Source organism: Nocardia sp. NPDC052254, assembly GCF_040679495.1.
Classification (GTDB): domain Bacteria; phylum Actinomycetota; class Actinomycetes; order Mycobacteriales; family Mycobacteriaceae; genus Nocardia.
This window is the reverse complement of record NZ_JBFAUW010000025.1, coordinates 1-21,741: the sequence shown is the minus strand read 5'-3', so window position 1 is coordinate 21,741 and position 21,741 is coordinate 1. Positions and strand designations below refer to the sequence as shown.

At 68.1% G+C, this 21,741-nt stretch carries 17 protein-coding genes and 1 pseudogene; 12 read left to right on the top strand and 6 right to left on the bottom strand.

Translation table 11 applies throughout. The features are described from left to right. From AB0L57_RS32015 to AB0L57_RS31990, 6 genes are read left to right on the top strand one after another with little or no spacing between them, the layout of a single operon-like run. Entirely contained in the window at positions 1-1,320 is a 1,320-nt protein-coding gene (locus AB0L57_RS32015) for a deoxyribodipyrimidine photo-lyase (protein ID WP_364970344.1), read from the top strand. Positions 1,321-1,338: 18 nt separating this feature from the next. Then, a complete protein-coding gene (locus AB0L57_RS32010; RefSeq protein WP_364970341.1) occupies positions 1,339-2,799 on the top strand; it encodes an SDR family oxidoreductase in 1,461 nt (486 codons plus the stop codon). A 27-nt stretch (positions 2,800-2,826) separates the two neighbouring features. Then, complete coding sequence (locus AB0L57_RS32005) at positions 2,827-4,143, top strand: FAD-dependent oxidoreductase (protein ID WP_364970339.1); 1,317 nt, start codon at positions 2,827-2,829, stop codon at positions 4,141-4,143. After that, a complete protein-coding gene (locus AB0L57_RS32000) occupies positions 4,140-4,880 on the top strand; it encodes a DUF1365 domain-containing protein (RefSeq protein ID WP_364970337.1) in 741 nt (246 codons plus the stop codon). Before AB0L57_RS32005 ends, AB0L57_RS32000 begins: the two co-directional genes overlap by 4 nt. Continuing rightward, positions 4,877-6,136, top strand: a complete 1,260-nt coding sequence (locus AB0L57_RS31995) for a class I SAM-dependent methyltransferase (RefSeq protein WP_364970334.1) — start codon at positions 4,877-4,879, stop codon at positions 6,134-6,136. The genes AB0L57_RS32000 and AB0L57_RS31995 overlap by 4 nt, the downstream gene beginning before the upstream one ends. 34 nt (positions 6,137-6,170) lie before the next feature. After that, positions 6,171-7,001: a DUF1295 domain-containing protein gene (locus AB0L57_RS31990; RefSeq protein WP_364970331.1), complete on the top strand. Its 831-nt coding sequence runs from the start codon at positions 6,171-6,173 to the stop codon at positions 6,999-7,001. On the opposite strand, the gene AB0L57_RS31985 is transcribed toward AB0L57_RS31990, so the two are convergent. Then, complete coding sequence (locus AB0L57_RS31985; RefSeq protein ID WP_364970328.1) at positions 6,978-7,697, bottom strand: alpha/beta hydrolase; 720 nt, start codon at positions 7,695-7,697, stop codon at positions 6,978-6,980. The genes AB0L57_RS31990 and AB0L57_RS31985 overlap by 24 nt on opposite strands. A gap of 308 nt (positions 7,698-8,005) precedes the next feature. Between AB0L57_RS31985 and AB0L57_RS31980 the strand changes: the two genes are divergently transcribed. Next, positions 8,006-9,778, top strand: coding sequence for a DEAD/DEAH box helicase (locus AB0L57_RS31980; RefSeq protein WP_364970325.1), 1,773 nt, complete (start codon positions 8,006-8,008; stop codon positions 9,776-9,778). 228 nt (positions 9,779-10,006) lie between these two features. On the opposite strand, the gene AB0L57_RS31975 is transcribed toward AB0L57_RS31980, so the two are convergent. Beyond that, positions 10,007-10,774, bottom strand: coding sequence for a trans-aconitate 2-methyltransferase (locus AB0L57_RS31975; RefSeq protein WP_364970322.1), 768 nt, complete (start codon positions 10,772-10,774; stop codon positions 10,007-10,009). A gap of 202 nt (positions 10,775-10,976) precedes the next feature. Here AB0L57_RS31975 and AB0L57_RS31970 point away from each other — a divergent pair, with 202 nt between their 5' ends. Beyond that, the gene (locus tag AB0L57_RS31970; RefSeq protein WP_364970319.1) at positions 10,977-12,341 is read left to right on the top strand and encodes an LLM class flavin-dependent oxidoreductase; all 1,365 of its coding nucleotides are present in this window, start codon (positions 10,977-10,979) and stop codon (positions 12,339-12,341) included. A 78-nt stretch (positions 12,342-12,419) separates the two neighbouring features. Here AB0L57_RS31970 and AB0L57_RS31965 read toward each other — a convergent pair whose 3' ends face one another. Continuing rightward, positions 12,420-13,916: a carotenoid oxygenase family protein gene (locus AB0L57_RS31965; RefSeq protein ID WP_364970316.1), complete on the bottom strand. Its 1,497-nt coding sequence runs from the start codon at positions 13,914-13,916 to the stop codon at positions 12,420-12,422. Between the two features lie 99 nt (positions 13,917-14,015). Between AB0L57_RS31965 and AB0L57_RS31960 the strand changes: the two genes are divergently transcribed. Beyond that, a complete protein-coding gene (locus AB0L57_RS31960; RefSeq protein WP_364970314.1) occupies positions 14,016-14,651 on the top strand; it encodes a TetR/AcrR family transcriptional regulator in 636 nt (211 codons plus the stop codon). 10 nt (positions 14,652-14,661) lie between these two features. On the opposite strand, the gene AB0L57_RS31955 is transcribed toward AB0L57_RS31960, so the two are convergent. Continuing rightward, on the bottom strand, positions 14,662-15,279 hold the full coding sequence (locus tag AB0L57_RS31955) for a TetR/AcrR family transcriptional regulator (protein WP_364970311.1): 618 nt from the start codon (positions 15,277-15,279) through the stop codon (positions 14,662-14,664). Positions 15,280-15,379: 100 nt separating this feature from the next. Here AB0L57_RS31955 and AB0L57_RS31950 point away from each other — a divergent pair, with 100 nt between their 5' ends. After that, a complete protein-coding gene (locus AB0L57_RS31950; protein ID WP_364970309.1) occupies positions 15,380-16,951 on the top strand; it encodes an MFS transporter in 1,572 nt (523 codons plus the stop codon). A gap of 30 nt (positions 16,952-16,981) precedes the next feature. On the opposite strand, the gene AB0L57_RS31945 is transcribed toward AB0L57_RS31950, so the two are convergent. After that, positions 16,982-17,779 (bottom strand): SAM-dependent methyltransferase, encoded by a 798-nt coding sequence (locus AB0L57_RS31945; protein WP_364970306.1) that lies wholly within the window; start codon positions 17,777-17,779, stop codon positions 16,982-16,984. A 581-nt stretch (positions 17,780-18,360) separates the two neighbouring features. On the opposite strand from AB0L57_RS31945, the gene AB0L57_RS31940 reads away from it, so the two are divergent. Both AB0L57_RS31940 and AB0L57_RS31935 read left to right on the top strand, forming a co-directional pair. Continuing rightward, the gene (locus tag AB0L57_RS31940; protein WP_364970304.1) at positions 18,361-19,842 is read left to right on the top strand and encodes an NAD(P)/FAD-dependent oxidoreductase; all 1,482 of its coding nucleotides are present in this window, start codon (positions 18,361-18,363) and stop codon (positions 19,840-19,842) included. A gap of 325 nt (positions 19,843-20,167) precedes the next feature. After that, entirely contained in the window at positions 20,168-21,406 is a 1,239-nt protein-coding gene (locus tag AB0L57_RS31935) for a helix-turn-helix domain-containing protein (protein ID WP_364970301.1), read from the top strand. A 9-nt stretch (positions 21,407-21,415) separates the two neighbouring features. Here the strand turns inward: AB0L57_RS31935 and AB0L57_RS31930 are convergent. After that, positions 21,416-21,741, bottom strand: a pseudogene (locus AB0L57_RS31930) (esterase family protein); the annotation flags it as partial.

Sequence of the window (21,741 nt, the reverse complement as noted above, 5' to 3'; positions counted from 1 at the left end):
ATGACAGCGACCATTGCCTTGTTCACCCGTGATCTGCGAATACACGACAACCCCGTACTCGCCGCCGCCTCTCGTGGCGGCGATACCGTGGTCCCACTCTTCGTCGTCGACGATTCGATGATCGTGGGCACGAACACCTCACCGAACCGCCTCCGCTTCCTGGCCGCCGCGCTGGGGGAACTCGAGGACGAGTTGCGGGGCGCGGGAGGCCGGCTGATCTTGCGGCGCGGCAAGGTCGTCGACGAAGTCGAACGCGTCGTCGCCGAGGTCGGCGCCGACACGGTGCATATCGCCGCCGAGGTGAGCCACTACGGACAACGGCGCGAATATGCTCTGCGGGAGCGCCTTTCGGCCCGCGGCTGCCGCCTTGTCGTTCACGGCGCATCGGTGACGAGTGTGGATACCGGTGCACTCCGGCCGAGTTCGGGACGCGACCACTTCGCGATCTTCAGCCCGTACTTCCGGCGCTGGGAAGAAGCGCAGCGCCGCGCGCTGTGCGGTGTGCCGCGTCGAATCAGCGTGCCCGACATCGAGAGTGCGGCCGTCGCGGATGTCGGGCTGGATACCGGAACCGCCTCGCCGCAGCTGCGTGTCGGCGGTGAGACCACCGGCCGGAAACTGCTGCACCGGTGGCTGTCCGGCCCGGTAACCGACTACGCCGCGGACAATGACGACCTGACCGCGGACGCCACCTCACATCTGTCGCCGTATCTGCACTTCGGATGCCTGTCGGCCGCGGAAGTGGTCTCACGCGTCGACATGTCCGATGCGGGCGGCCATGCCTTCGCCAGACAGCTGGCCTGGCGCGATTTCCACCACCAGCTCCTCGCCGCCCGGCCGGATGCGGCCTGGTCGGACTATCGGCCGGGTCCGGTCGAATTCCGTGCGGACACAGAGGCTTTCGATGCCTGGGCTGCCGGTCGTACGGGGTTCCCGATCGTCGACGCACCGATGCGGCAGCTGCGCGCCTGCGGGTGGATGCCGGGGCGCGCGCGGCTCATCACCGCATCGTTTCTCACCAAGACTCTGCGCGTCGACTGGCGCCGCGGTGCCGAGTACTTCCGCTACTGGCTGGTCGACGGCGATGTGGCGAACAACCAGATGAACTGGCAGTGGGTCGCCGGTACGGGAACCGACACCCGGCCCAATCGGCGGCTCAATCCGCTGCGGCAGGCCGATCGGTTCGATCCCGAGGGCACCTACGTCCGGCAGTGGCTGCCGGAGGTGGCCGAACTGTTCGGCGACGTGCACCGGCCGTGGCGCGCGGGTATCGATCGGCCGAGCTATCCGCCGCCGATTGTCGAAGTGCCGGGAATGTAATCGACGGCAGGAGACGATATGCGCTGCGTGGTTTTCGGTGCCACCGGATATATCGGTGGCAGGTTGGTTCCCGAGCTGCTCGCCGCGGGACATGACGTCCGCGTCATGGCCCGCACACCCGCGAAATTGGACGATGCGCAATGGCGCGACACAGTCGAGGTCGTGCGAGGCGATGTCCTGGACGCCGAGGCGGTGGCCGCCGCGTTGAGCGGCGCCGACGTGCTCTACTACCTCGTACATTCGCTGACCCGGACGGATTTCGACGTCGCCGACCGCAGGGCGGCCATGCTGGTGGCACAGCAGGCCGCGACGGCCGGGGTTCGACGCATCGTGTACCTGGGTGGGATCGCGCCGGCCGCGCAGCGGTTGTCGCGGCATCTGGCGTCCCGTGCGGAGGTCGGCCGGATCCTGATCACCGGATCGGTTCCCGCGATCGCGCTGCAGGCGGCGGTGATCATCGGATCGGGGTCGGCCAGTTTCGAGATGCTGCGATATCTCACCGAACGACTTCCGGTGATGGTCACTCCGCGCTGGGTGCGCAACCGGATTCAGCCGATCGCCGTGCGCGATGTGCTGCACTATCTCACCCGGGCGGCCGGACTCCCGCCCGATGTGCGCGGCGCCTTCGACATCGGCGGACCCGACGTGCTGACCTACGAGCAGATGATGCGCGAGTACGCGCGGGTGGCCCGGTTGCCGCGCCGGGTGATTCTGCCGGTGCCGGTGCTGACGCCGTGGTTGTCGGCGCAGTGGGTCAATCTGGTGACACCGGTGCCGAAGGCGATTGCCGTACCGCTGATGGAGTCACTGGTCAATGACGTCGTATGCGCGGATCATTCCATCGCGCAACACATTCCAGATCCGGAGGCCGGACTGATCAGCTATCCGCAGGCTGTCGAACTGGCCTTGTCACGGGTCCGGAATCTGGAGGTACCCACCCGATGGTCGGACGCCGATCATCCACGGGGCGAACCGTCGTCGCCGCTGCCCACCGATCCGGCCTGGTCGGGTGGCTCGCTGTACGTCGACGTGCGAGAGCGCCGCAGCCACGCCGACCCGGCGACCCTGTGGTCGGTGGTCGAATCCATCGGCGGTGCACACGGCTGGTATTCCTTCCCGCTCGCGTGGTCTCTGCGCGGCTGGATCGACCGCGTCGCCGGCGGCGTGGGGTTGCGCCGCGGGCGACGCGATCCGCACCGGCTGCACGCCGGTGAGGCGTTGGACTGGTGGCGGGTCGAGCGTATCGAGCGCCCGCGCCTGCTGCTGTTGCGGGCCGAGATGCGGGTTCCTGGACGAGCCTGGCTCGAACTCCGTGTCGAGGTGGACGGGGGCGGTGCGCTGTATCGGCAGCGCGCACTGTTCGAGCCGCACGGCCTGGCCGGACATCTGTATTGGAAAGCTGTCGTGCCGTTTCACGCGATCGTCTTCGGCGGGATGACTCGCAACATCACCGGCGCGGCCGAATCGAAAGGCGCGTGATGCGCAACCCGATGACAGGAGCCACTCATGAGTGAGAGCTCACCGCCGCGCGAGGTGGCGGTGATCGGCAGCGGGGTCGCCGGTCTGACCGCCGCATACGTGCTGTCCCGCGACGACCGGGTCACCCTCTACGAGCGGGACGCCCGCCTCGGCGGGCACGCACACACGCACGAGATCGAATATGCCCCCGGCCAATTCGTCGCCGTGGACTCGGGGTTCATCGTGCACAACGACCGCACCTACCCCACACTGGTCCGCCTGTTCGACGAACTCGGTGTGCCGACGCGCGAGACCGATATGTCGATGTCGGTGCGGGCCGATGCCGCCGGCATCGAATACGCGGGCGCCCTGGGGTTGTCCGGGCTGTTCCCGGAGCGGCGAATGCTGCGGAATTCGCGGCATCTGCGCATGTTGTACGACGTGAACCGGTTCCACCGGCGCGCCCGCGAAGTGCTGGAGCAGCCCGATTCCGATCTCACCCTCTCCGGATTCCTGCGGCGGTACCGGTTCGACGAGTACTTCACCGACTACTTCATGACGCCGCTCGTGGCGGCGGTGTGGTCCTGCGATCCGCGCCTGTGCGCGGACTATCCGGCCCACTACCTGTTCCGCTTCCTGGACCACCACGGAATGCTGACGGTCTTCGGATCCCCGAGCTGGCGCACGGTGGTGGGCGGCTCCGCCCGCTACGTCGAGCGGATAGCGGAGCACATCGCCGAGATCCGCACCGCCACACCGGTACTCACGGTGGCGAAACGCCCGGACGAGGTGATCGTCACCGATGCGCACGAGACGCGCCGCTTCGATGCCGCCGTGATCGCCGTCCATCCGCGTCAGGCCCTCGCGATGCTCGAGAACCCCGGCCCCTGGGAGCGAGCGGTGCTCGGTGCGATGCCGTATTCGGTCAACCGCGCCCGGCTGCACACCGACGAATCCGTCCTGCCTCGATCCCCGCGGGCCCGGGCATCGTGGAACTATCTGGTGCCGCCGGACGGTGGCGACGGGTCGGGTGTCGTGGTCACCTACGACCTCACCCGCCTGATGGGACTGGACCACATCACCGACCGCCGCTATCTCGTCACCCTGGGGACGACGGAGCTGGTGGCGCCCGAGCGCGTGATCGCCGAGATGACCTACGAGCACCCGATCTACACGCCCGAATCGGTTGCCGCGCAGCGTCGGCTGCTCGAACTCGACACCGACCGGGTGGCCTTCGCCGGCGCCTATCACGGCTGGGGCTTCCACGAGGACGGGGCGCGGTCGGGACTGCGCGCCGCCGAGCGCATCGGTGGGCGGTGGTCGCAGCCCGGCGAACACACGGCGATGGGAGCGATGACCCGATGACGCCTGCGATCCCGCCGGTGCTCTATGTCACGCGAATTCGTCATTCGCGTGTCGAGCCGGTGCGCAATCGCTTCGAATACCGGAGCTACAGCTGGTATTTCGATGTCGAGGAACCTCCGCGGCCGGTCCTGCCACTGCGGCCGCTGGTGTACTTCCGTGCCGCGGACCATCTGTCCGGCCCGGGCGAGACGCTGCGCTCCCGGGTGGACGCCGTGCTCGCCGAGCACGATCTCGACTGCACGGGCGGCCGGATCACCGCACTCATGAACGCCCGCGCCCTGGGGTACGTCTTCGATCCGCTCACCCTGTTCTGGTGTCACGGCCCGGACCGGCGGCTGCGATGTGTCCTCGCGGAGGTGCACAACACCTACGGTGAGCGGCACACCTATGTGCTTCGGCCCGACGAGCACGGTCGCGTCGAAGTCGCCAAACAATTCCTGGTCTCGCCATTCAACCGGGTCGAGGGAACGTATCGGCTGAGTATTCCGGAACCCGCCGAGCGGCTCGCGGTGCGGATCGTATTGCAGCGCAGTGCACGACCGCCGTTCGTCGCATCGGTCACCGGGCATCGGGTTCCGGTGACCACACGATCGGTCCTGCGCGCCCAGCTCCGTGCCCCGCTGTCGCCCTGGCTCACCGCGGCGCGTATCCGCCGCCAGGGCATCACCCTGTGGGCGCGGGGAGTGCCCGTCGTCCCGCGGCCGCGGGACCGATCAGAAGACAAGGTGCCATCGTGACCGGTTCCGACATCGACACTCGCCGCAGCGAACTGCTGCCGGCCGTCCCGGCGGGAGCCGTGGCCCGGGTGCGCGCCGAAGTGGCGGCCCGGTTGTTCCGGCGTGCCGTCGCGCGGCTGCCACTACGGGTGGAATTCCCCGACGGTGAAGTACTCGGCGCGGGCGCCCGCGCGGAACCGCTGCCGCGCATGATCATCCGTGATCCGGTCGCCTTCTTCACCCGGCTGGGCTCCGCCGGGCTGATCGGCTTCGGCGAGTCCTACACCGCGGGAGAGTGGACCGCGCCCGATCCGGCAGCGGTTCTCACCGTGCTGGCACGGCGGATCACACGATTGATCCCGGCCGCCCTCCAGCGGATGCGTCACCTCGTATTGCCGTCGCGTCCCGAGGGCGAACTCGGCACCGCCGTGAACGCGCGCAGCAATATCGAGCATCACTACGACCTGTCCAACGACCTTTTCGCGCTGTTTCTCGACGAGACGATGACCTACTCCTCGGCGATGTTCGAGAATCCGAAGGCGGCGACATGGGAGCGGTTGGCGCACGCACAGCGCCGCAAGATCGACTGTCTGCTCGATGCGGCGGGGGTCCGGGCCGGTACCCGCGTCCTCGAAATCGGTACCGGCTGGGGTGAACTGAGCCTGCGTGCCGCCGCGCGCGGTGCGTGCGTGCACTCGGTGACGCTGTCGGCCCAGCAGCTGGAGCTGGCGCGCGCACGGGTCGGCGCGGCGGGGCTGGACGATTCGGTCGAGATCGAGCTGTGCGATTACCGCGATGTGCGAGGAGAATTCGACGCCATCGTCTCGGTGGAAATGATCGAAGCGGTCGGCTACCGGTACTGGCCGGCCTATTTCCGGAGCCTGCGCGATCGCCTGGCGCCGGGTGGAACCATCGCACTGCAAGCCATCACGATGCCGCACGACCGGATGCTCGCCACCCGCGACACCTACACCTGGATCCAGAAGTACATCTTCCCGGGCGGATTCCTGCCCTCCGGTGAAGCGATCGAGCAGACGGCCGCGGCGGCCGGACTGCGAGTTCGGCAGCGGTACGGCTTCGGCGAGCACTACGCGGAAACGCTGCGGCTGTGGCGGGAACGGTTCGATGCCGGCGCGGAAGGGGTCGCGGCGATCGGCTTCGACGCCACTTTCCGCCGGGTGTGGCAGTTCTATCTGGCGTACTCCGAGGCCGGGTTCCGATCCGGCTATCTCGACGTCGAGCACATCGTTGTCGCCCGATCGGAGGAACAGAGATGACGGCGCAGAATATCGGACAGGCGGTGCGGGCCCGATGAATTGGACAACGCAGATCGAGGTCTGGGCCGCCGCCGCGGTGGCGCTCGCCGTCGTACAGGCCGTGGCCTACCTGATCGGCCGGCGGATCGGCCGGTACAACGTCGTGGACGTGGCATGGGGCCCGGGGTTCGTCGCGGTGGCCGCCGTCGCCGCGATCGTCGGTGACGGATCGGTGTCGCGACGGATCGTCGTGCTGATCCTGACCGCGATCTGGGGGCTGCGGCTGAGCCTGCACATCGGGCGTCGCACCGCCGGTCACGGTGAGGATCCGCGGTACACGGATCTGCTCGACCGGCACGGCCATTCCGCCGCCGTGGTGATCACGCGAGTCTTCGTGCTCCAGGGCGTATTGCAGTGGATCGTCTCGATGCCGATCCAGATCTCCGCGGTGACCGGCCCGATCCGGGGTCTGGGCTGGGTACCCGCCGTGGCGGGCGTCCTGCTGTGGGGCACCGGGCTGTTCTTCGAAGCCGTGGGTGACCGGCAACTGGCCCTGTTCAAGGCCGATCCCGCGAATCGCGGCCGGATCATGGACCGCGGCCTGTGGGCGTGGACCAGGCATCCGAACTACTTCGGCGACTTCTGCGTGTGGTGGGGCATCTGGCTGATCGCGGCCGCGGTCTGGCCGGGTGTGCTGACCGTGTTCGGGCCGATGGTGATGTCCTATCTGCTGATCCGCGGATCGGGTGCCCGCCTGCTGGAGAACTTCATGGGAGATCGCCCCGGATATCGCGAATATCAGCAGCGCACAGCGTATTTCATTCCGCGGCCACCACGAGCGCCGAGCGGGCGCGCTCGGTCCTCATCGGGCGGCGATGTCCAGTAGCGCGTCGGTGACCGCCCGGGGTTCGGTGATCATCAGATCGTGACCGGTGTCGATGTCCCACAGCCGCCCTTGGCCTCTGGCCGCTGCGACCAGCTCGGGATCTCGGGTGGCCAGGGTGGACGTGCACACGATGTGGTATTGCGGCAATCGCCACAGCGCCGACTCGTTGCGCAGGTCGAGGGTGTCCTCGAAACATCGCCAGGGGTGGGCGCTGAGCCGGGTCTGCATCCAGGCCAGGTCCCGCGGATCGGTGACGCCGTAGAGCATTCCGGCATCCGGGGTGGGCGCCAGGACCAGCTCGACTCCGTCGACGGTCTCACCGAATTCTCGGGTCACGGTGATGATCGGGCCCGCCACGTCGACGAGGGACTGCCCGTTGACCGGATTCGCCGCATCCAGATAGACCAGCCCGCCGATCCGCTCCACGACCCGGTCGGCGGCGCCGGTGATCACCATCCCGCCGTAGCTGTGCCCGACGAGCACGACATCACGCAGATCCTCGTGTTCGATCAGGCCCGCGATATCCCGGATGTGGGTTTCCAGCCCGATTCCGCTCAGGCGCAGATGTGCGCGGTCGGCCAGCCCGGACAGGCTCGGCGCGTACACCTCGTGCCCATCGTCGCGCAGCAGCCGGGCCACCCGCTGATAGCACCAGCCGCCGTGACCGCCGCCGTGCACCAGTACGAAAGTCGCCATCTCAAGAACCCCATTCTCCCAATTGAGATCAAGGTTACCGAAGGGGGGCGGGCCGGGGGGAATTCTGTCGGGTAGACTTTGTAGCAACACGACAGCCCCTCGGGCTGTCGATGCCGGGACGAGGCCGAGGCCCCGTCCAGCGTCGTAAGACGGCATCAATTGCGCGACCGGCTCTGCCGCGTTGCCGCGCTACTCCTACGGCGATCGATTTTGCCTCTCGGCAATCTCGCCATGTCGTGCTCCCGCGGACCAGAGGTCCTGAGCCGGGAGCGGAACGACCCTATGCCCGAAAGGCACCACCGCACTTCATGAATACTGTTTCTCCGTCGTTCGCCATGCTCGGTGTCAGCGCCCCGCTCACCCGCGCGCTGACAGACGCAGGCATCACCGCTCCGTTTCCGATCCAAGCCGACACCCTGCCCGATTCACTCGCCGGCCGTAACCTCCTCGGCCGTGGCCGCACCGGCAGCGGTAAGACGCTCGCCTTCACGATTCCGGTGATCGACCGGCTCGGCGCCACCGGACGGCGGCCCGCGCCCAATCGCCCCGTCGGGCTGGTCCTGGCACCGACCCGGGAGCTGGCCACCCAGATCGCGGCCACGATGGAACCCCTGGCCGCGGCCTTCGGGTTGAAGGTCATCACCATCTTCGGCGGTGTGCCACAACAGCGTCAGGTGCGTTCGCTGCGCAGTGGTCCCGATATCGTCGTCGCCTGCCCCGGCCGGCTCGAGGACCTGATGAAGCAGGGGCTCATCGCACTCGACGCCGTCGAGATCACCGTGATCGACGAGGCCGACCACATGGCCGATCTCGGATTCCTGCCCCCCGTCACACGCATCCTGGCGGCGACGCCCGCCGGGGGTCAGCGCCTGCTCTTCTCGGCCACCCTCGACAAGAGCGTCAATCGCCTGGTCGAACGCTTTCTGCCGGGGGCCGTCCGGCACTCGGTGGGTGCGGCCGACACTCCGGTGGCGACGATGACACACCACATTCTCGAATCACCGGACAACACCGCCAAGAAGGAGCTCGTCCATCGGCTCGCATCCGGTTCGGGCCGGCGAATTCTGTTCACCCGCACCAAACGAAATGCGCGCCGGCTCGCGAAACAGTTGCGGGACGGCGGCATCGCCGCCGTGGATCTGCACGGTGACCTGGCACAGAATGCGCGCGACCGGAACCTGGCCGCGTTCGCGGGCGATGCCGCGAAGGTACTGGTCGCCACCGATGTGGCCGCTCGCGGTGTGCACGTCGACGACGTCGAACTCGTCGTGCATGTGGACCTGCCCGCGGAACACAAGGCGTACCTGCATCGTTCGGGACGTACCGCGCGAGCGGGCGGCACCGGTGACGTGGTGACGCTGGTTCTGCCCGCGGATCGTGGTGACGTCGCGGCCCTGCTGCGCAAGGCGGGGATCGATGCGGCGACGCAGCGTGTGTCGCTGGACTCCCCGCTGGTGTCGCAACTCGTGGGTGACGTCGCACCACCGGTTGCCGGTCGCCCCGTGGCGCCGGTGATCTCGGCCGACACGAACAAGGCTGCGGGCCAGGGGCCTTCGCGCGCGGGCAGGCCTCGCCGTCGCGTCGCGCAGAGCGGTGCGGGCAAGACATCGGCAGGTGGCGGTCGCGGCGGTCGGTCGGCGGGTGGCGCCGGTGACGGCGCCGCGGGCGGCCGTCGCAGCGATGTGGGCGGTCGTTCCGAGAGTCCTGCCGGCGGTCGTCGGCACCCGGACGCGGGTGGTCGCTCGAAGGGCGGTGCCGATGGCGTGGGCGCTGCCGGTGGTCGGCGCGGCGATGGTGGCGGTCGTTCCAGGCGCCCGGTCGGTGCTGGTTTCGCGGGCAACGGTGGTGAACGTCGCAGCGATGTGGGTGCTCGTTCGAAGCGCTCCGGCGGTGACGGTTCCCAGAACTCTGCCGGCGGTCGTTCCGAGCGCCCCGGCGGTGATCGTTCGGTGAGCACTGCCGGTGGCCGTTCACCGAAGGCTCGTGGAGCAGGCGGACGTGGCCACGGCGTCGTCGCTGCCGGTAGTACCGGAGGCCGGGCCGGCTTCTCGCGTGCCGGGGGCGGTAAGCGCAGCCGCTGACCGCGGCGGCTTCCGTGGTCCGCACCGACGGGAGCGGGCACGACACCGGTGTGAGATGTGGGCCGGCCGGGACTGTGATCCTGTGCGGCCGCAGGTTTCCCAGCGGCCGGCCGGATCTCGCCGATACGCTGACCACCTGGGCCAGGTCGCACCGGGCGGATCGGTGCGTCGGCGGACCTGCCGGATTGTCGCCCTCTGACCGATGGGCGCTTCGTGTCGAACGGCGGCTCAGCCGAGTTTGCGGGCCACCGCGAAGACCCGGCGGAAGGGCAGCCAGGTCGTGCCGTCCGTACGGCGTGGGTATGCGGTGGCGAGCAGCGGCGCCAGCTGGGTGGTGAAGCGAGCCCAGCCGGCATCGTCGAGTGCGTTGCGGACGGGGCGCAGGGCCGTTCCGCTCACCCACTCGAGCACGGGATCCTCGCCGCTCAATCGCTGGAGATAGGTGGTCTCCCAGGCGTCGACGGTGCAACCGGCCGCGGTCAGCACCGACGCGTATCCCTCCGGATCGAGGACGTCGCGGGGTTGCAGGATGCCGGTCGAGGCCAGGTGCGGCCGCCATTCCTCGCGGGCGGCCAGTTCCCGGATGGCCTCGTGGGAGGGTGCGTCGAAATTGCCGGGAACCTGCAGTGCCAGCCAGGCGCCGGCCGGCAGTGCGGCGACCCATTCCGGTAGGAGTTCGACGTGGGTGGGTACCCACTGCAGAACCGCGTTCGCGACCACGACATCGGTATCGGGTGCGGGATGCCAATCCTGTGCGGAACCGACCTCGGCCTCGACTCCGAGTTCCCTTGCCGCGGCGACCATTTCAGGCGACGAGTCGAAGGCTTCCAGGTGTGCGCCGGGCCAGCGTGCGGTCAGTACGGCGGACAGATGCCCGGGACCACATCCGAGGTCGACGACGCGCCGGGGCTGCTCGGCATCGATCCGGTCGATCAGTTCGAAGAACGGGCGAGACCGATGGTCGCCGAAGCTACGGTACTTCTCGGGATCCCACATGCATCGCTCCCATCGCCGGAGATATAACCGTACGAGCGTTATATTATCTCGTGTGGTGTCCGGGTCGTCGTGCGGTCGGTACCCGCGCGGCTCGCGATCGCGGTATCGGTGCCCGCGGCGCGAGCATCGTGGGGCGCCGATCTTCGATTCCCGTTGATCGCAACCACTGACGCGGGGCGGCCGGTGCCGGAGGCTGGTGGCCATGTCACGGGAATTGCATCTGGCCGGCTTTCTGATCGCCTCACACGTCACACATTCGCACGCGGCGTGGCGGCATCCGGGCTCGGAGACCGATTACCTGGGCCCCGGTTACTATCGCCGGGTCGCCCGAACCTTGGAACGTGGCAAATTCGACTTCCTGTTCTTCGCCGATCTGCTCGCCACGCCGGTGCGCTACGGCGACGACATCCGGGTGCCGCTGCGCAGCGGCACCCAGGCCTCGGCGACCATCGATCCGTCGCTGGTGGCGGCGCTGCTGGCCGAGACAACCGACCGGCTCGGGCTCGCGATCACCAAGTCCACCACGTACTTCCACCCCTACGAGGTCGCGCGGATCTTCGGGACGCTGGACCATCTGTCCGGTGGACGGGCCGGGTGGAATGTGGTCACCTCGCTCAATCAGGCGGAGGCGCAGAACTTCGGGCTCGACAACCATCTCGGCCACGACGAGCGCTACGACCGCGCGCACGAATTCCTCGAGGTGGCGCACAAACTGTGGGGCAGCTGGGATCCCGACGCGCTCGTGCGCGACAAGGAGTCGGGAGTCTTCGCCGACCCGGACAAGGTGCACGTGGTCGACCATGCCGGAACCTGGTTCAAGACCCGCGGGCCGCTGACCGTCCCGCATTCGCCGCAGCGCCGGCCGGTGCTCATCCAGGCCGGATCCTCGCCCGTCGGTAAGGATTTCGCGGCCCGCTGGGCCGAGGCGATCTTCGAGATCGATCCGACGCCGGAGGGCCGGCGTGCCTACTACGACGACATCAAATCCCGTGTCTCCGACTATGGCCGCGACCCGGACCAGGTCAAGATCTTCCCCTCCTTCGTGCCGTTCGTGGGCGAGACCGAGGCCATCGCGCGCGAGAAGCAGGCCTTCCACAACGAGCTCGCCGATCCGGTGTCGGGCCTGATCACGCTGTCGGTGCACACCGACCACGATTTCTCCCGCTACGACCTCGACGCACCGATCGAGGACGTGGTCGTACCCGGCACCCAGGGACTGTTCGATGTGGCCCGCCGGCTCAGCGTCCGCGACAACCTCACGCTGCGCGATATCGGCAAGCTGTATGCCCAGGGGGTACTGCTGCCGCAGTTCGTGGGCACACCGGCGCAGATCGCCGACGAGATCGAGGCCGGATTCCACGGTGGCGAGGCCGACGGCTACATTCTGTCGGCTGCCCAGGCACCGGGAACCTTCGACGACTTCGTCGATCTCGTGGTTCCGGAACTCCAGCGGCGCGGCGTGTTCCGCAACGAGTACACCGGCAGCACCCTGCGCGACCACCTGGGTCTGGACCGCGCGAGCCTCGACCCGATCCCGCGGCGGGCCACCGCATCGGCCGTCGGCTGATCCGGCGAGCGGCGCCGGACGCGATCGGCCGTCGTGTCCCCGCGGAACGGATCGCCGCCCGCGGCTCGGGGGAGGGGATCAGCGGGAACGCCGGGTTCGGGTTCGTTCCGGAACGAACATCCCGTGCAGTCCCAGCGGCAGGTGGTGATGAAGTCCCCCGATGTAGACCGGCCCGCGGTCGGGCCGGCGCGCATCGAGAACCAGTAGCCGCGAACGATGTTCGGCGCGTACGTATTCGACGGTGAGCAGCCAGCCCTCGCCCTCGGGCGCACCGGCCTCGCGGGGGGCGAACACGGCCTCGCAGGCCGATCCGTATCCCGGTATCTCATAGGTCGACTCGCTGTTCTCGTCATGATCGCGCACCGTGATCCCGGCGGGAGTAGCCAGATATCGGGTGCCACCGGCCACCGCCCGCAGGTGCGGAACACCGACGGAATACGAGTAGCGGTTGCGCCGGCCGGTGACGCGGGGATCGATCTGCGGGAACTCCGATATCCCGTCCGACAGGTCCTCTCGCAGCACCCGCCCGGAACGGGTGATGCGCAACCGGGTGAGCGGACCGCCGACCACCGGAGCGGGTGCCACGGAACGGAATCCGCCATGGAAGTTGTCCCACAGTGTGTCGAAATCGGTGCGGTAGCGGATCAGTTCGACGACGGTGTCGTGGCCGTCGTCGTAGCAGTTGGCGATGTGGAAGTGCAGCAGCGCCTCGGTCTGCAGATGGATGCGGCGGCCGCCTGATCTCGGCACCAGCACGATCTCGGTGCCCAGCTCCGGCCGGAATCCGATCGCGCTGCCCAGTGGCCGCAGACCTGCCAGCACCGGCAGCATGGCGGCGGGACGGGTCACGATCGGCGGTATCACGAACACCAGATACCTCTCGGTGAGCCCCACATCGTGATTGAGCCGGGGCACCGGTGTGCGCCAGCGCGCGAGCCGGTGCAGGGTGCCGCGGGTGTCGACGCGATAGGCCACCAGCCCCGGGATCGGGAAGAAGGCGGTGCCGAAGTTGAACAGCTCTCCGGTGCGCGGATCGATCTTGGGATGCGCCGAGAACGATCCGAAACCCCGCAACCGGCCGTCGAAATCGTGAATCCGGTTGGTGGCCAGCGTATCCGGATCGATCGAATGTGGCTTGCCGCCCTCCCAGAGCGCCAGCAGCTCACCCGCGTGCAGCACCACATTGGTATTGGCCTGATTCGACAGTGGCCACCGGAAGGCATTGGCCGCGAACCCGCCCCGGCCGCGCAGGGTGCCGGTATTGCGCCCGGCCGGTCCGTGCCCGGGCTTGTCGCGCAGATAGTGCGTGGTGCGCACATAGCGATTGCGGAACCGTACCCGGCCACCGCCGAAGTCGAACATCGACAGCATGCCGTCGCCGTCGAAGACATGGCCCACGGGTGAACCGCCGGATTCCCAGCGCCCCATGCCGTTGCGGTACAGGGTGCCGCGCAGCCCGGCCGGTGGGGTGCCGAACTCGTCGTCGAGTTCGTAGTCGTACTCGGTGCGCAGCGTCTCGAACTCGCGCAGCGGGGTTCCCGGCGGCAGGGGTTCTGTGGCGGCGATCTCGGCCATCACCGGCACCTCCATACTCTGGTAACAGTCGTTGCCAGAGTATTCCGGTGCGGGTACCTTCGCAATGGCCGACCTGCTACCAGGAGGTGACCTGTTCCGATGAGCCGCCCCGAACGCCCACGTCAGCGCTACGGGGGAGTCGATTTCACCGACCGCCGGGTGACGCGGCGCGAGCGACTGCTGGATGTCACGCTCGATCTGCTCGACACCGAAGGGCTCGCGGCGGTGACCGTCCGGCGGGTCTGCCGCGAGGCACGCTTGAACGCGCGGTACTTCTACGAGAGCTTCGCCGATCTGGACGCCCTGTTCGACGGGCTGGTCGATCGCCTGGAAAGCGAAGTGGTGCAGCGGGTCACGGAGTTGGCCGGGATGCGGTCACCGGCGTTGCCGGAGCAGGCCATGGCGATCCTGGTCGATGCCTTCGTCGACGACCCGCGGCTGCTGCGCATTCTGCACACGGCCGCCGAACCCACGCTGCGTGCGCGTCGGCAGGCGCTGGTACTGCGGTCGGTGGCGGCGATCCGGCCCTATCTCGAGGCGGATGCGGCCGTCGCGGGCCGCCCCGATCCGCGACTGCTCGACACGGCCGCCTTCCTGCTCATCGGCGGCTGGACCGATGTGCTGTTCGCCTTCGGCACCGGTGAATTGGCGATCGAACGTGGGGTGTTGATCGACCATCTGACGACTCTGTTCCATGCCGTGGCGCGGGCCGCGTCAGCGGTGGAGGGGAGGTGAACCGGTGTGCTCAGCCGAGTCCGCGCGCGGCGCAGGCGGCGAGGAAATCGTCGACGATCCGGGTGCAGTCGGCGCGATCGGCACGTCCGATTCCGGCGAGCCGCACGAACACGATCGGCCCGAACAGCTGAGCCAGGACGGCGGTGAGGTCCCGGCCGCCGAGCAGGGCGCGCGCCTGCGGTTCGCCGAACAGTTCGTCGAACGGCCGCCGGTAGTTGTCGATGAGGTGCGCTCGCAGTGATCCGGCCCGGATGCCGTCGGCATCGGGTTCGGAGTCCGCGGTGGCCAGCCAGGCGAGGGTGGTCAGGTGGACGGGGACATCGTTGATCCGGTCCGCCTGGCGGGTGAGCAATTCGATCAGCCGTTCGCGCAGATCGCCGCCGGCCGGGATCTCGACCACGGGCGGCAGCAATTCCTCGAGGGTCGCGGTGCGCAGCCGCGTGACGGTGTCGAAGTGCCGGTAGAGAGTGGTCCGGGCGACGCCGGAGCGGCGGGTGACCGCATCGATGGTGACCGCGTCCAGGCCGCCCTCGCGCAACAGCTCGGTCGCCGCCTGCAGCAACCGCCGTCGCGAACGGACCTTGCGCGGATCGTCGCCGGAATCGATCGCGGCGCTCGGTGTGGTCATCACCACAGGATTCTCCCTCCGCGCGATCGGGTGGCCGAATGGACAGAAACGCTACTTTTAGTAGCATAGCGCTACTGTCAGTATCGTTTCTGGAGGCGGGATGAACGCGACCATGACCGAACCCGTCGTCGCGCGGACCCGATGGGTGGTGGTGGTGTCGTGTCTGGCGGTCGCCCTGGTCATCGCTTCGATGGCGGCGCTCTACACGGCGTTGCCGCAGATCGCGGCGGCGACCGGTGCGACGCAGTCCCAATTGACCTGGATCATCGACGGTTACACCCTCGCCCTGGCCTGTCTGGTGTTGCCCGCGGGCGCACTCGGTGACCGTTACGGGCGGCGGATCGTCATGATCGCCGGGCTCATCGTCTTCGCGGTCGCCTCCGCGGTGCCGCTGCTGGTGGCCGGTCCCGGCTGGCTGATCGGTTCGCGTGCACTGGCGGGAGTGGGTGCGGCACTGGTGATGCCGTCGACACTGTCGCTGCTCACCGCCGGGGTGGAACCGGAACGTCGCAATGTGGCCGTGGGAATCTGGGCCGGCACGGTCGGCGCCGGTGCGGTCTTCGGCATCCTCGGATCCGGGGTGCTGCTGTGGCGTTGGTCGTGGCTGTCGATCATGGTGGCGATGGCGGCGGCGGGTGCGGCGCTGGCGATCGCCGCGTGCACGGTGCCCGAATCGCAGGACGGTGTGCGGGCCCGTTTCGACCCGTGGGGTGCGGTGACGGGCGCGGCCGCGGTGGGATTGATCGTCGTGGCGGCTCTGGAAGCGCCGCAACGTGGTTGGACCGATCCGGTGGTGCTGGGCACGGTCGTCGCGGGGGCGGCCGTCGGTGTGGCCTTCGCGTTGATCGAATTTCGAGTCGAGCAGCCGCTGCTGGATGTGCGCCTGTTCGCGGTGCGTGGTTTCGGTGCGGGCACGGTGTCGGTCGCGGTGCAGTTCCTGGTCTCGTTCGGCCTGTTCATGGTGATCGTGCAGTTCTTCCAGTTGATTCTCGGCTTCTCGCCGCTGGTGTCGGCGGTCGCGATGGCACCGATGATCGTGCCGATGGTGGGGCTGTCACTGATCTCGCCGTGGCTCGCGCAGCGGTACGGACTGCGACTGCCGACCACGGTGGGCGTGGCCGTGGTGGGCATCGGACTGCTGTGCCTGTCCCGGCTCACCGCGGACAGCACGTTCGTCGATGTGTTGTGGCCGTTGCTGATTCTGAGCACCGGGCTCGGATTGTCGGCCGCACCCGCGACCGCGGCGATCGTCGACGGCGCCCCCGACGACAAGCAGGGTGTGGCCGCCGCGGTGAACGACGCGGCCCGGGAGATGGGTGCGGCATTGGGTATCGCACTGGCCGGGAGCCTGCTCGCCGCCGGGTACACCCGCCGTATCGGCGAGATCGCCGACGCGATTCCCGAACAGATCCGAGGACCGGTGACGAGTTCGCTGGCGGGTGCGCTGGAGGTCACCGACCGTCTCGGCCCGCAAGCGCAACCCCTTGCCGCGCATGCGGAATCGGCCTTCGCCTACGGTCTGCACCAGGCCACCCTGGTGCTGGGTCTGCTGACGCTGGCTGTCGCGGTGATTCTGGGATTCTGGGCGCCGAGCCGCGAACGCCGCCAACCGGAGGTGGCGTCCGAACCGGTGCCCGACGCCCCGGAGCCCGCCCCGGCAGTGGTGGATTGACGCCGGGACGACCGTGTACCCGGTGGCGGGTCAGGATTTGCGGGCCACGCCTCCGAAGGCCGCGATATCGGCGGTCTGCCCGACCTCGCTGGAATCGGGCCGCCAGTCCGTGATGCAGCTGTAGCCGGGGGCGATGAGTTCGAGCCCGTCGAAGATGTCGGCGATCTGCTGCCGCGTGCGCGGAGAATACGGTGTACCACCGGATTTCGCGTACTCGGCGCACAGGTCGACATAGGCCGGACTGTCGTCGGTGCCGTCCCACAGCACCAGATAACTGCCCGGCGGCACCGCGGCCATGACGGTGCGCACGATCCGCAGTACATCCTCGTAGCTGTGCGCGTGCCCCAGAACGCCCATGAACATCACCGCGACGGGCAGGTTCAGATTCAGGACGGCGTGTGCCTCGGCGACGATCTTCTCGGGCTCGTGGAAGTCGGCATTGACGAAGGTGGTGACGCCCTCGGCGCTGGTACTGGTGAGCAGTGCCCGGGCGTGGGCCAGAACCAGTGGATCGTGGTCGACGTAGACGATCTTGGCCTCGGGGGCGATACCCTGTGCGACCTCGTGGGTGTTCTGCATCGTCGGCAGCCCGGTGCCGATGTCGAGGAACTGCCGGATACCGGCCTCCTCGGTGAGATGGCGGACCGCGCGGATCAGGAATTGTCGCGATTGCACCGCCATGGTCGCGATGCCCGGATCGATCTGCAGACTGGCCTCGCCGACCGTGCGGTCGACCTCGTAGTTGTCCTTACCGCCCATCCAGAAGTTCCAGATGCGCGCGGAGTGGGGGATGTCCGTGCGGATCTGTACCGGATCCTCGTGTGCCATCTGCGCTGAGCTCCCATGGAATGTGGATGCCGCCGAAACGCGCGGCAGATCGTTCGTAGGTGTGAATGACGCGAGTATAGACTCGCCGCCCGTTTCGCGGGATGGAACACCTTGCGGGAACCGATGATTCGGACACCGTTGCGAACGCGCGTGTGGCCGGAGCGCCTCCGGGCGGCCGCGTGGTCGGGATTCGGCCCTGTGTGCCAACGCTGTTCGCGGATTCGCATGTGACCGTACCGCCGTCCGGCGCAGCGGTGGCGCCGGTCCCGCATCGGTGCCCGGTCCGGCTGGGGGCTCGCATCGTCCCGCGCAGGCGAAAATTGCTGAAAGTGTGCTGTGTCGCAACTTCCTGCTCGTGAAGTGGTCGGATTGTCATTCGGTCCAGATGGTCGGGGTATTTCGCGGATGTGCGCACGCTGCGTTGGTCATGCGTTCAATCTGGAATGTCGGCCATGCTGAGATCGGCTGGGTCGTCGGCGTTTCGATCTCGGGAGTCGGTCATTTAGGAATTGACTACCTTGCAACGTAAGGTTGCTGACCGGTTACTGAACGTCTCATCGCACACGGAGGTGGTACGGAGCTTGCACAGCACAGTGGTCGTCGTCGGATCCGGATTCGGGGGGATCGGCATGGGAGCGGCGCTACGCCGCGCCGGCATGGAGGACTTTCTGATCCTGGAGGAATCGCCGGAATTGGGCGGGGTGTGGCGGGACAATACCTACCCGGGCTGCAATTGCGATGTGCCGGCCCATCTGTATTCCTTCTCGTTCGCGCCGTATCGCAGCACCCGCACCCGATATCCCGGGCGCCGTCGGACCTTGGAGTATCTGCGTGCGGTGGCGGCCGACGCCGGTCTACCGGCCCACCTGCGCACCGATACCGCGCTCACCGAGGCGACCTATCGCGAGACCGAGGCTCGCTGGGAACTGAAGGCCGCGAACGGAATCCGGATGACAGCGGATATCGTCGTTTTCGCCGTCGGGCAGCTGCATCGGCCCAACATCCCCGAGCTTCCGGGGCAGGCCGACTTCGCCGGAGTGTCGTTCCACACCGCGCAGTGGAATCCGGCGGCGGATCCGGCCGGGTGCCGAGTTGCGGTGATCGGTACCGGATCCAGTGCGGCGCAGTGCCTTCCGTCGCTGTCGGACAGTGCCGCCTCGGTCCGGGTGTTCCAGCGAACGCCGCAGTGGATCCTGCCCAAACCCGCCGCGGAATTCGGCCCGGCGGCACGGACGGTGCTGCGGCTGCCGGGTGCGCAGCGCGCCTATCGATGGGGTCTGCGGCAGGGGGCCGACACGCTACTGGCGCCGATCATGCGCCGCGGCTGGACGGCGCGGCCCGCGGAATGGGCTGCCCGGCGCCACCTTCGACGCGAGGTGGCCGATCCGGTGCTGCGTGCCCGGCTGACGCCCGACTATCCGATCGGGGCCAAGCGAATCGTCTTCGACGCCCATTACTATCGCGCACTCGGCCGCGACAATGTCGAGCTGATCACCGCGCCGATCACCAGGATCGTGCCCGAGGGCGTCGAGACCGCCGACGGAATCCGGCACGCCGTCGACATGATCGTCTACGCCACCGGATTCCGGGCGGCGGAATTCCTGTCGCCCATTACCGTGCGCGGGCGCGGCGGTCTGCTGCTGCACGAGCAATGGGATTCGGGGGCAAAGGCTTTCATGGGGTTGGCGGTGCCCGGATTCCCCAATGCCTTCCTGATCGCGGGGCCGAATTCCTTCAATCCGGCGGGCAGTAATCCGGGTATGAAGGAACAGCAGATCGACTACATCATGCGCTGCCTGCGCTGGCGCGCCCACATCGACGCCCCGGCCATCGATGTGCGCCCGGGCGCGATGGCGGCCTACGAGCAGTGGATGGACGATGCGCTCGCGCGAACGGTGTGGTCGTCGAATGTGCCGAGCTGGTACAAGCATCGCAATGGCGCGATCACCAGTCCCTGGCCGGCCTCGGCGCGCACGTATGGCCGGATGCTGCGCCGGCCACCGGCGGCGAGCTTCGCCCCGGTGACGAGCGCGGACGTGTCATCGGAGCGGATCATGCCGTGAGTGCGTGACCGCACGGTAGTGGCCCGGCGGTGAAGTTCGCCGCCGGGCCGGTTGCCGGTGACGGGGAGCGGAAAGTGAGCGGTTCCCCATGTTTTGTCGCAAAATCTCGGTTCCGATCGGCTTCGGCCAGTGTTTGCGCAGGTGAGAGTGTTCGTGCGTGGTCGGCTGAGTCGTGCAAAGCGGAGTAGAAGGTGAGCATCGACTCGCATTACCGTTTCGTGTTGTAACACATATGGCCGGGATCGGGAGTGTCGGTATCGCTCGATCACCGGTGCGGCGGATCTCGCGCGAATCGTGAGGTCGGGTCCGTGACAAGGAGGTCCGAGTGACTACAGCAAGCGCGATCGGGTCGAAGAGTGGCAAGCCGGCGCAGATGTTCTCGCTGACTCCACGAGACGCACATGCCCTGGCCAGGGAACTGGTCGCCCACCTCGGCGCCTCGGTGCCACCGTTCACCACATTGCCCGCCGATGTCATGTCCGGTGAGGTGGCGGCGGTGGCCCGGCTCTGTGCGGACTGGTCGATCCGCCGTGTCAACGGTGGCGACCTCCCCGAGCGCACCGATCGGCTGCGTGCCGCCGCGGCGCGCTGGTGCCGCGCCGGAGTGCCCATCGAGGATGTGGTGCACGCCGTCCACGAGGGCTTCAAATCCGGGCTGGACCTGCTGTTCGCTCGCGCTCGCGCCAGCGATGCCGAACTGGTGGTCCGGGGCACCGGGACCGCTCTGGAGATGCTGGACCTGATCACCGCCACGGTGAACAAGGCCTACGTCCAGGAGCGGCGGGCCGAGGCCGCCGACCATCACACCGCGGTGCACACGCTGACCTCGGCACTGCTGGGCGGGCACGCCACCACGAAACTCGCACGGGAATGCGGAATCCGGATCGCCGACCGGTATTGCGTTCTGGCCGTGTGGATTCCGCCGCATCCCGACGAGGCCCATCCGCGGCTCGACCAGCAGGTCGTGGCTCGCCGTAAGCTGCGCCGCGTGCAGGCCGCGCTGGCGAAGTTGCTGCGCGAGAATCCGCTCGCCATGTTGTCGGTCGACGGCGGCACCATCCTGATCTCCGAGAACGCTTGTGCCGAAACCGAACTCGACGATCTGTTCACCCGGTTGTCCGAGCTCGCGGGGGTGCCGCTGACCGCGGCCGTGGTCACCGTCGCGGCCGACGGTGTGCCCGAGGCCGCCGAACAGGCCCACGATCTGCTCGATACCGTGCGCCGCCTGGGGCGCGGGCCCGGGGTGCATCGCTTCGCCGAGCTCGCACTGCAGTATCAGCTCACCCGCCCGGGTATCGGCCGCGATATTCTCGATGCGCGGCTGGCGCCGCTGGATTCCCATCCCGAACTACTGGAGACCCTGCGGGTGTTCTTCGGCACCGATCTCAACCGCCAGCGCGCGGCACGGCAGCTGTGCATCCATCCGAACACCATCGACTACCGGTTGCGCCGTATCGGCCAGCTCACCGGTTTCGACCCGTCCCGGACCACCGGATTGTGGTACCTGCGTTCGGCTCTGATCGCGCGTGGTTCCGGTGACCACGATGTGCGCCGTCCGGCCTGAGTGCCCGGATCAGCGATCCAGGGCCGCCGCGAACATCGGCCACGACGTGTGCAGATCCTGCTGCCAGTACCCCCACGAATGGGTACCGGCCGGACGGATGTCGACGGTCGCGGGAATGTCGAGTTCGATGAATCTGTCCCGCAAGGCACGGGTGCAGCTCACCGCGCCGGTCTCGAGTGCGCCGCCGACGAGGAGCTGATCGGCCAGAGTCGCCGGATTGCTGTGGATTCCGGGTCCGGTGGGGGTGTCGAGTGGGCCCGGTACCCCGGTCCCGGTCGACACATAGATCGCGGTACCCCGCAACCGATCCGCATGCAGATACGGATCATTGGCCG

Coding starts and splice junctions, on each gene's coding strand:
- AB0L57_RS32015 (WP_364970344.1), top strand. CDS start 1: ATGACAGCGACCATTGCCTTGTTCACCCGTGATCTGCGAATACACGAC.
- AB0L57_RS32010 (WP_364970341.1), top strand. CDS start 1,339: ATGCGCTGCGTGGTTTTCGGTGCCACCGGATATATCGGTGGCAGGTTG.
- AB0L57_RS32005 (WP_364970339.1), top strand. CDS start 2,827: ATGAGTGAGAGCTCACCGCCGCGCGAGGTGGCGGTGATCGGCAGCGGG.
- AB0L57_RS32000 (WP_364970337.1), top strand. CDS start 4,140: ATGACGCCTGCGATCCCGCCGGTGCTCTATGTCACGCGAATTCGTCAT.
- AB0L57_RS31990 (WP_364970331.1), top strand. CDS start 6,171: ATGAATTGGACAACGCAGATCGAGGTCTGGGCCGCCGCCGCGGTGGCG.
- AB0L57_RS31985 (WP_364970328.1), bottom strand. CDS start 7,697: ATGGCGACTTTCGTACTGGTGCACGGCGGCGGTCACGGCGGCTGGTGC.
- AB0L57_RS31980 (WP_364970325.1), top strand. CDS start 8,006: ATGAATACTGTTTCTCCGTCGTTCGCCATGCTCGGTGTCAGCGCCCCG.
- AB0L57_RS31975 (WP_364970322.1), bottom strand. CDS start 10,774: ATGTGGGATCCCGAGAAGTACCGTAGCTTCGGCGACCATCGGTCTCGC.
- AB0L57_RS31970 (WP_364970319.1), top strand. CDS start 10,977: ATGTCACGGGAATTGCATCTGGCCGGCTTTCTGATCGCCTCACACGTC.
- AB0L57_RS31965 (WP_364970316.1), bottom strand. CDS start 13,916: ATGGCCGAGATCGCCGCCACAGAACCCCTGCCGCCGGGAACCCCGCTG.
- AB0L57_RS31960 (WP_364970314.1), top strand. CDS start 14,016: ATGAGCCGCCCCGAACGCCCACGTCAGCGCTACGGGGGAGTCGATTTC.
- AB0L57_RS31955 (WP_364970311.1), bottom strand. CDS start 15,279: ATGACCACACCGAGCGCCGCGATCGATTCCGGCGACGATCCGCGCAAG.
- AB0L57_RS31950 (WP_364970309.1), top strand. CDS start 15,380: ATGAACGCGACCATGACCGAACCCGTCGTCGCGCGGACCCGATGGGTG.
- AB0L57_RS31945 (WP_364970306.1), bottom strand. CDS start 17,779: ATGGCACACGAGGATCCGGTACAGATCCGCACGGACATCCCCCACTCC.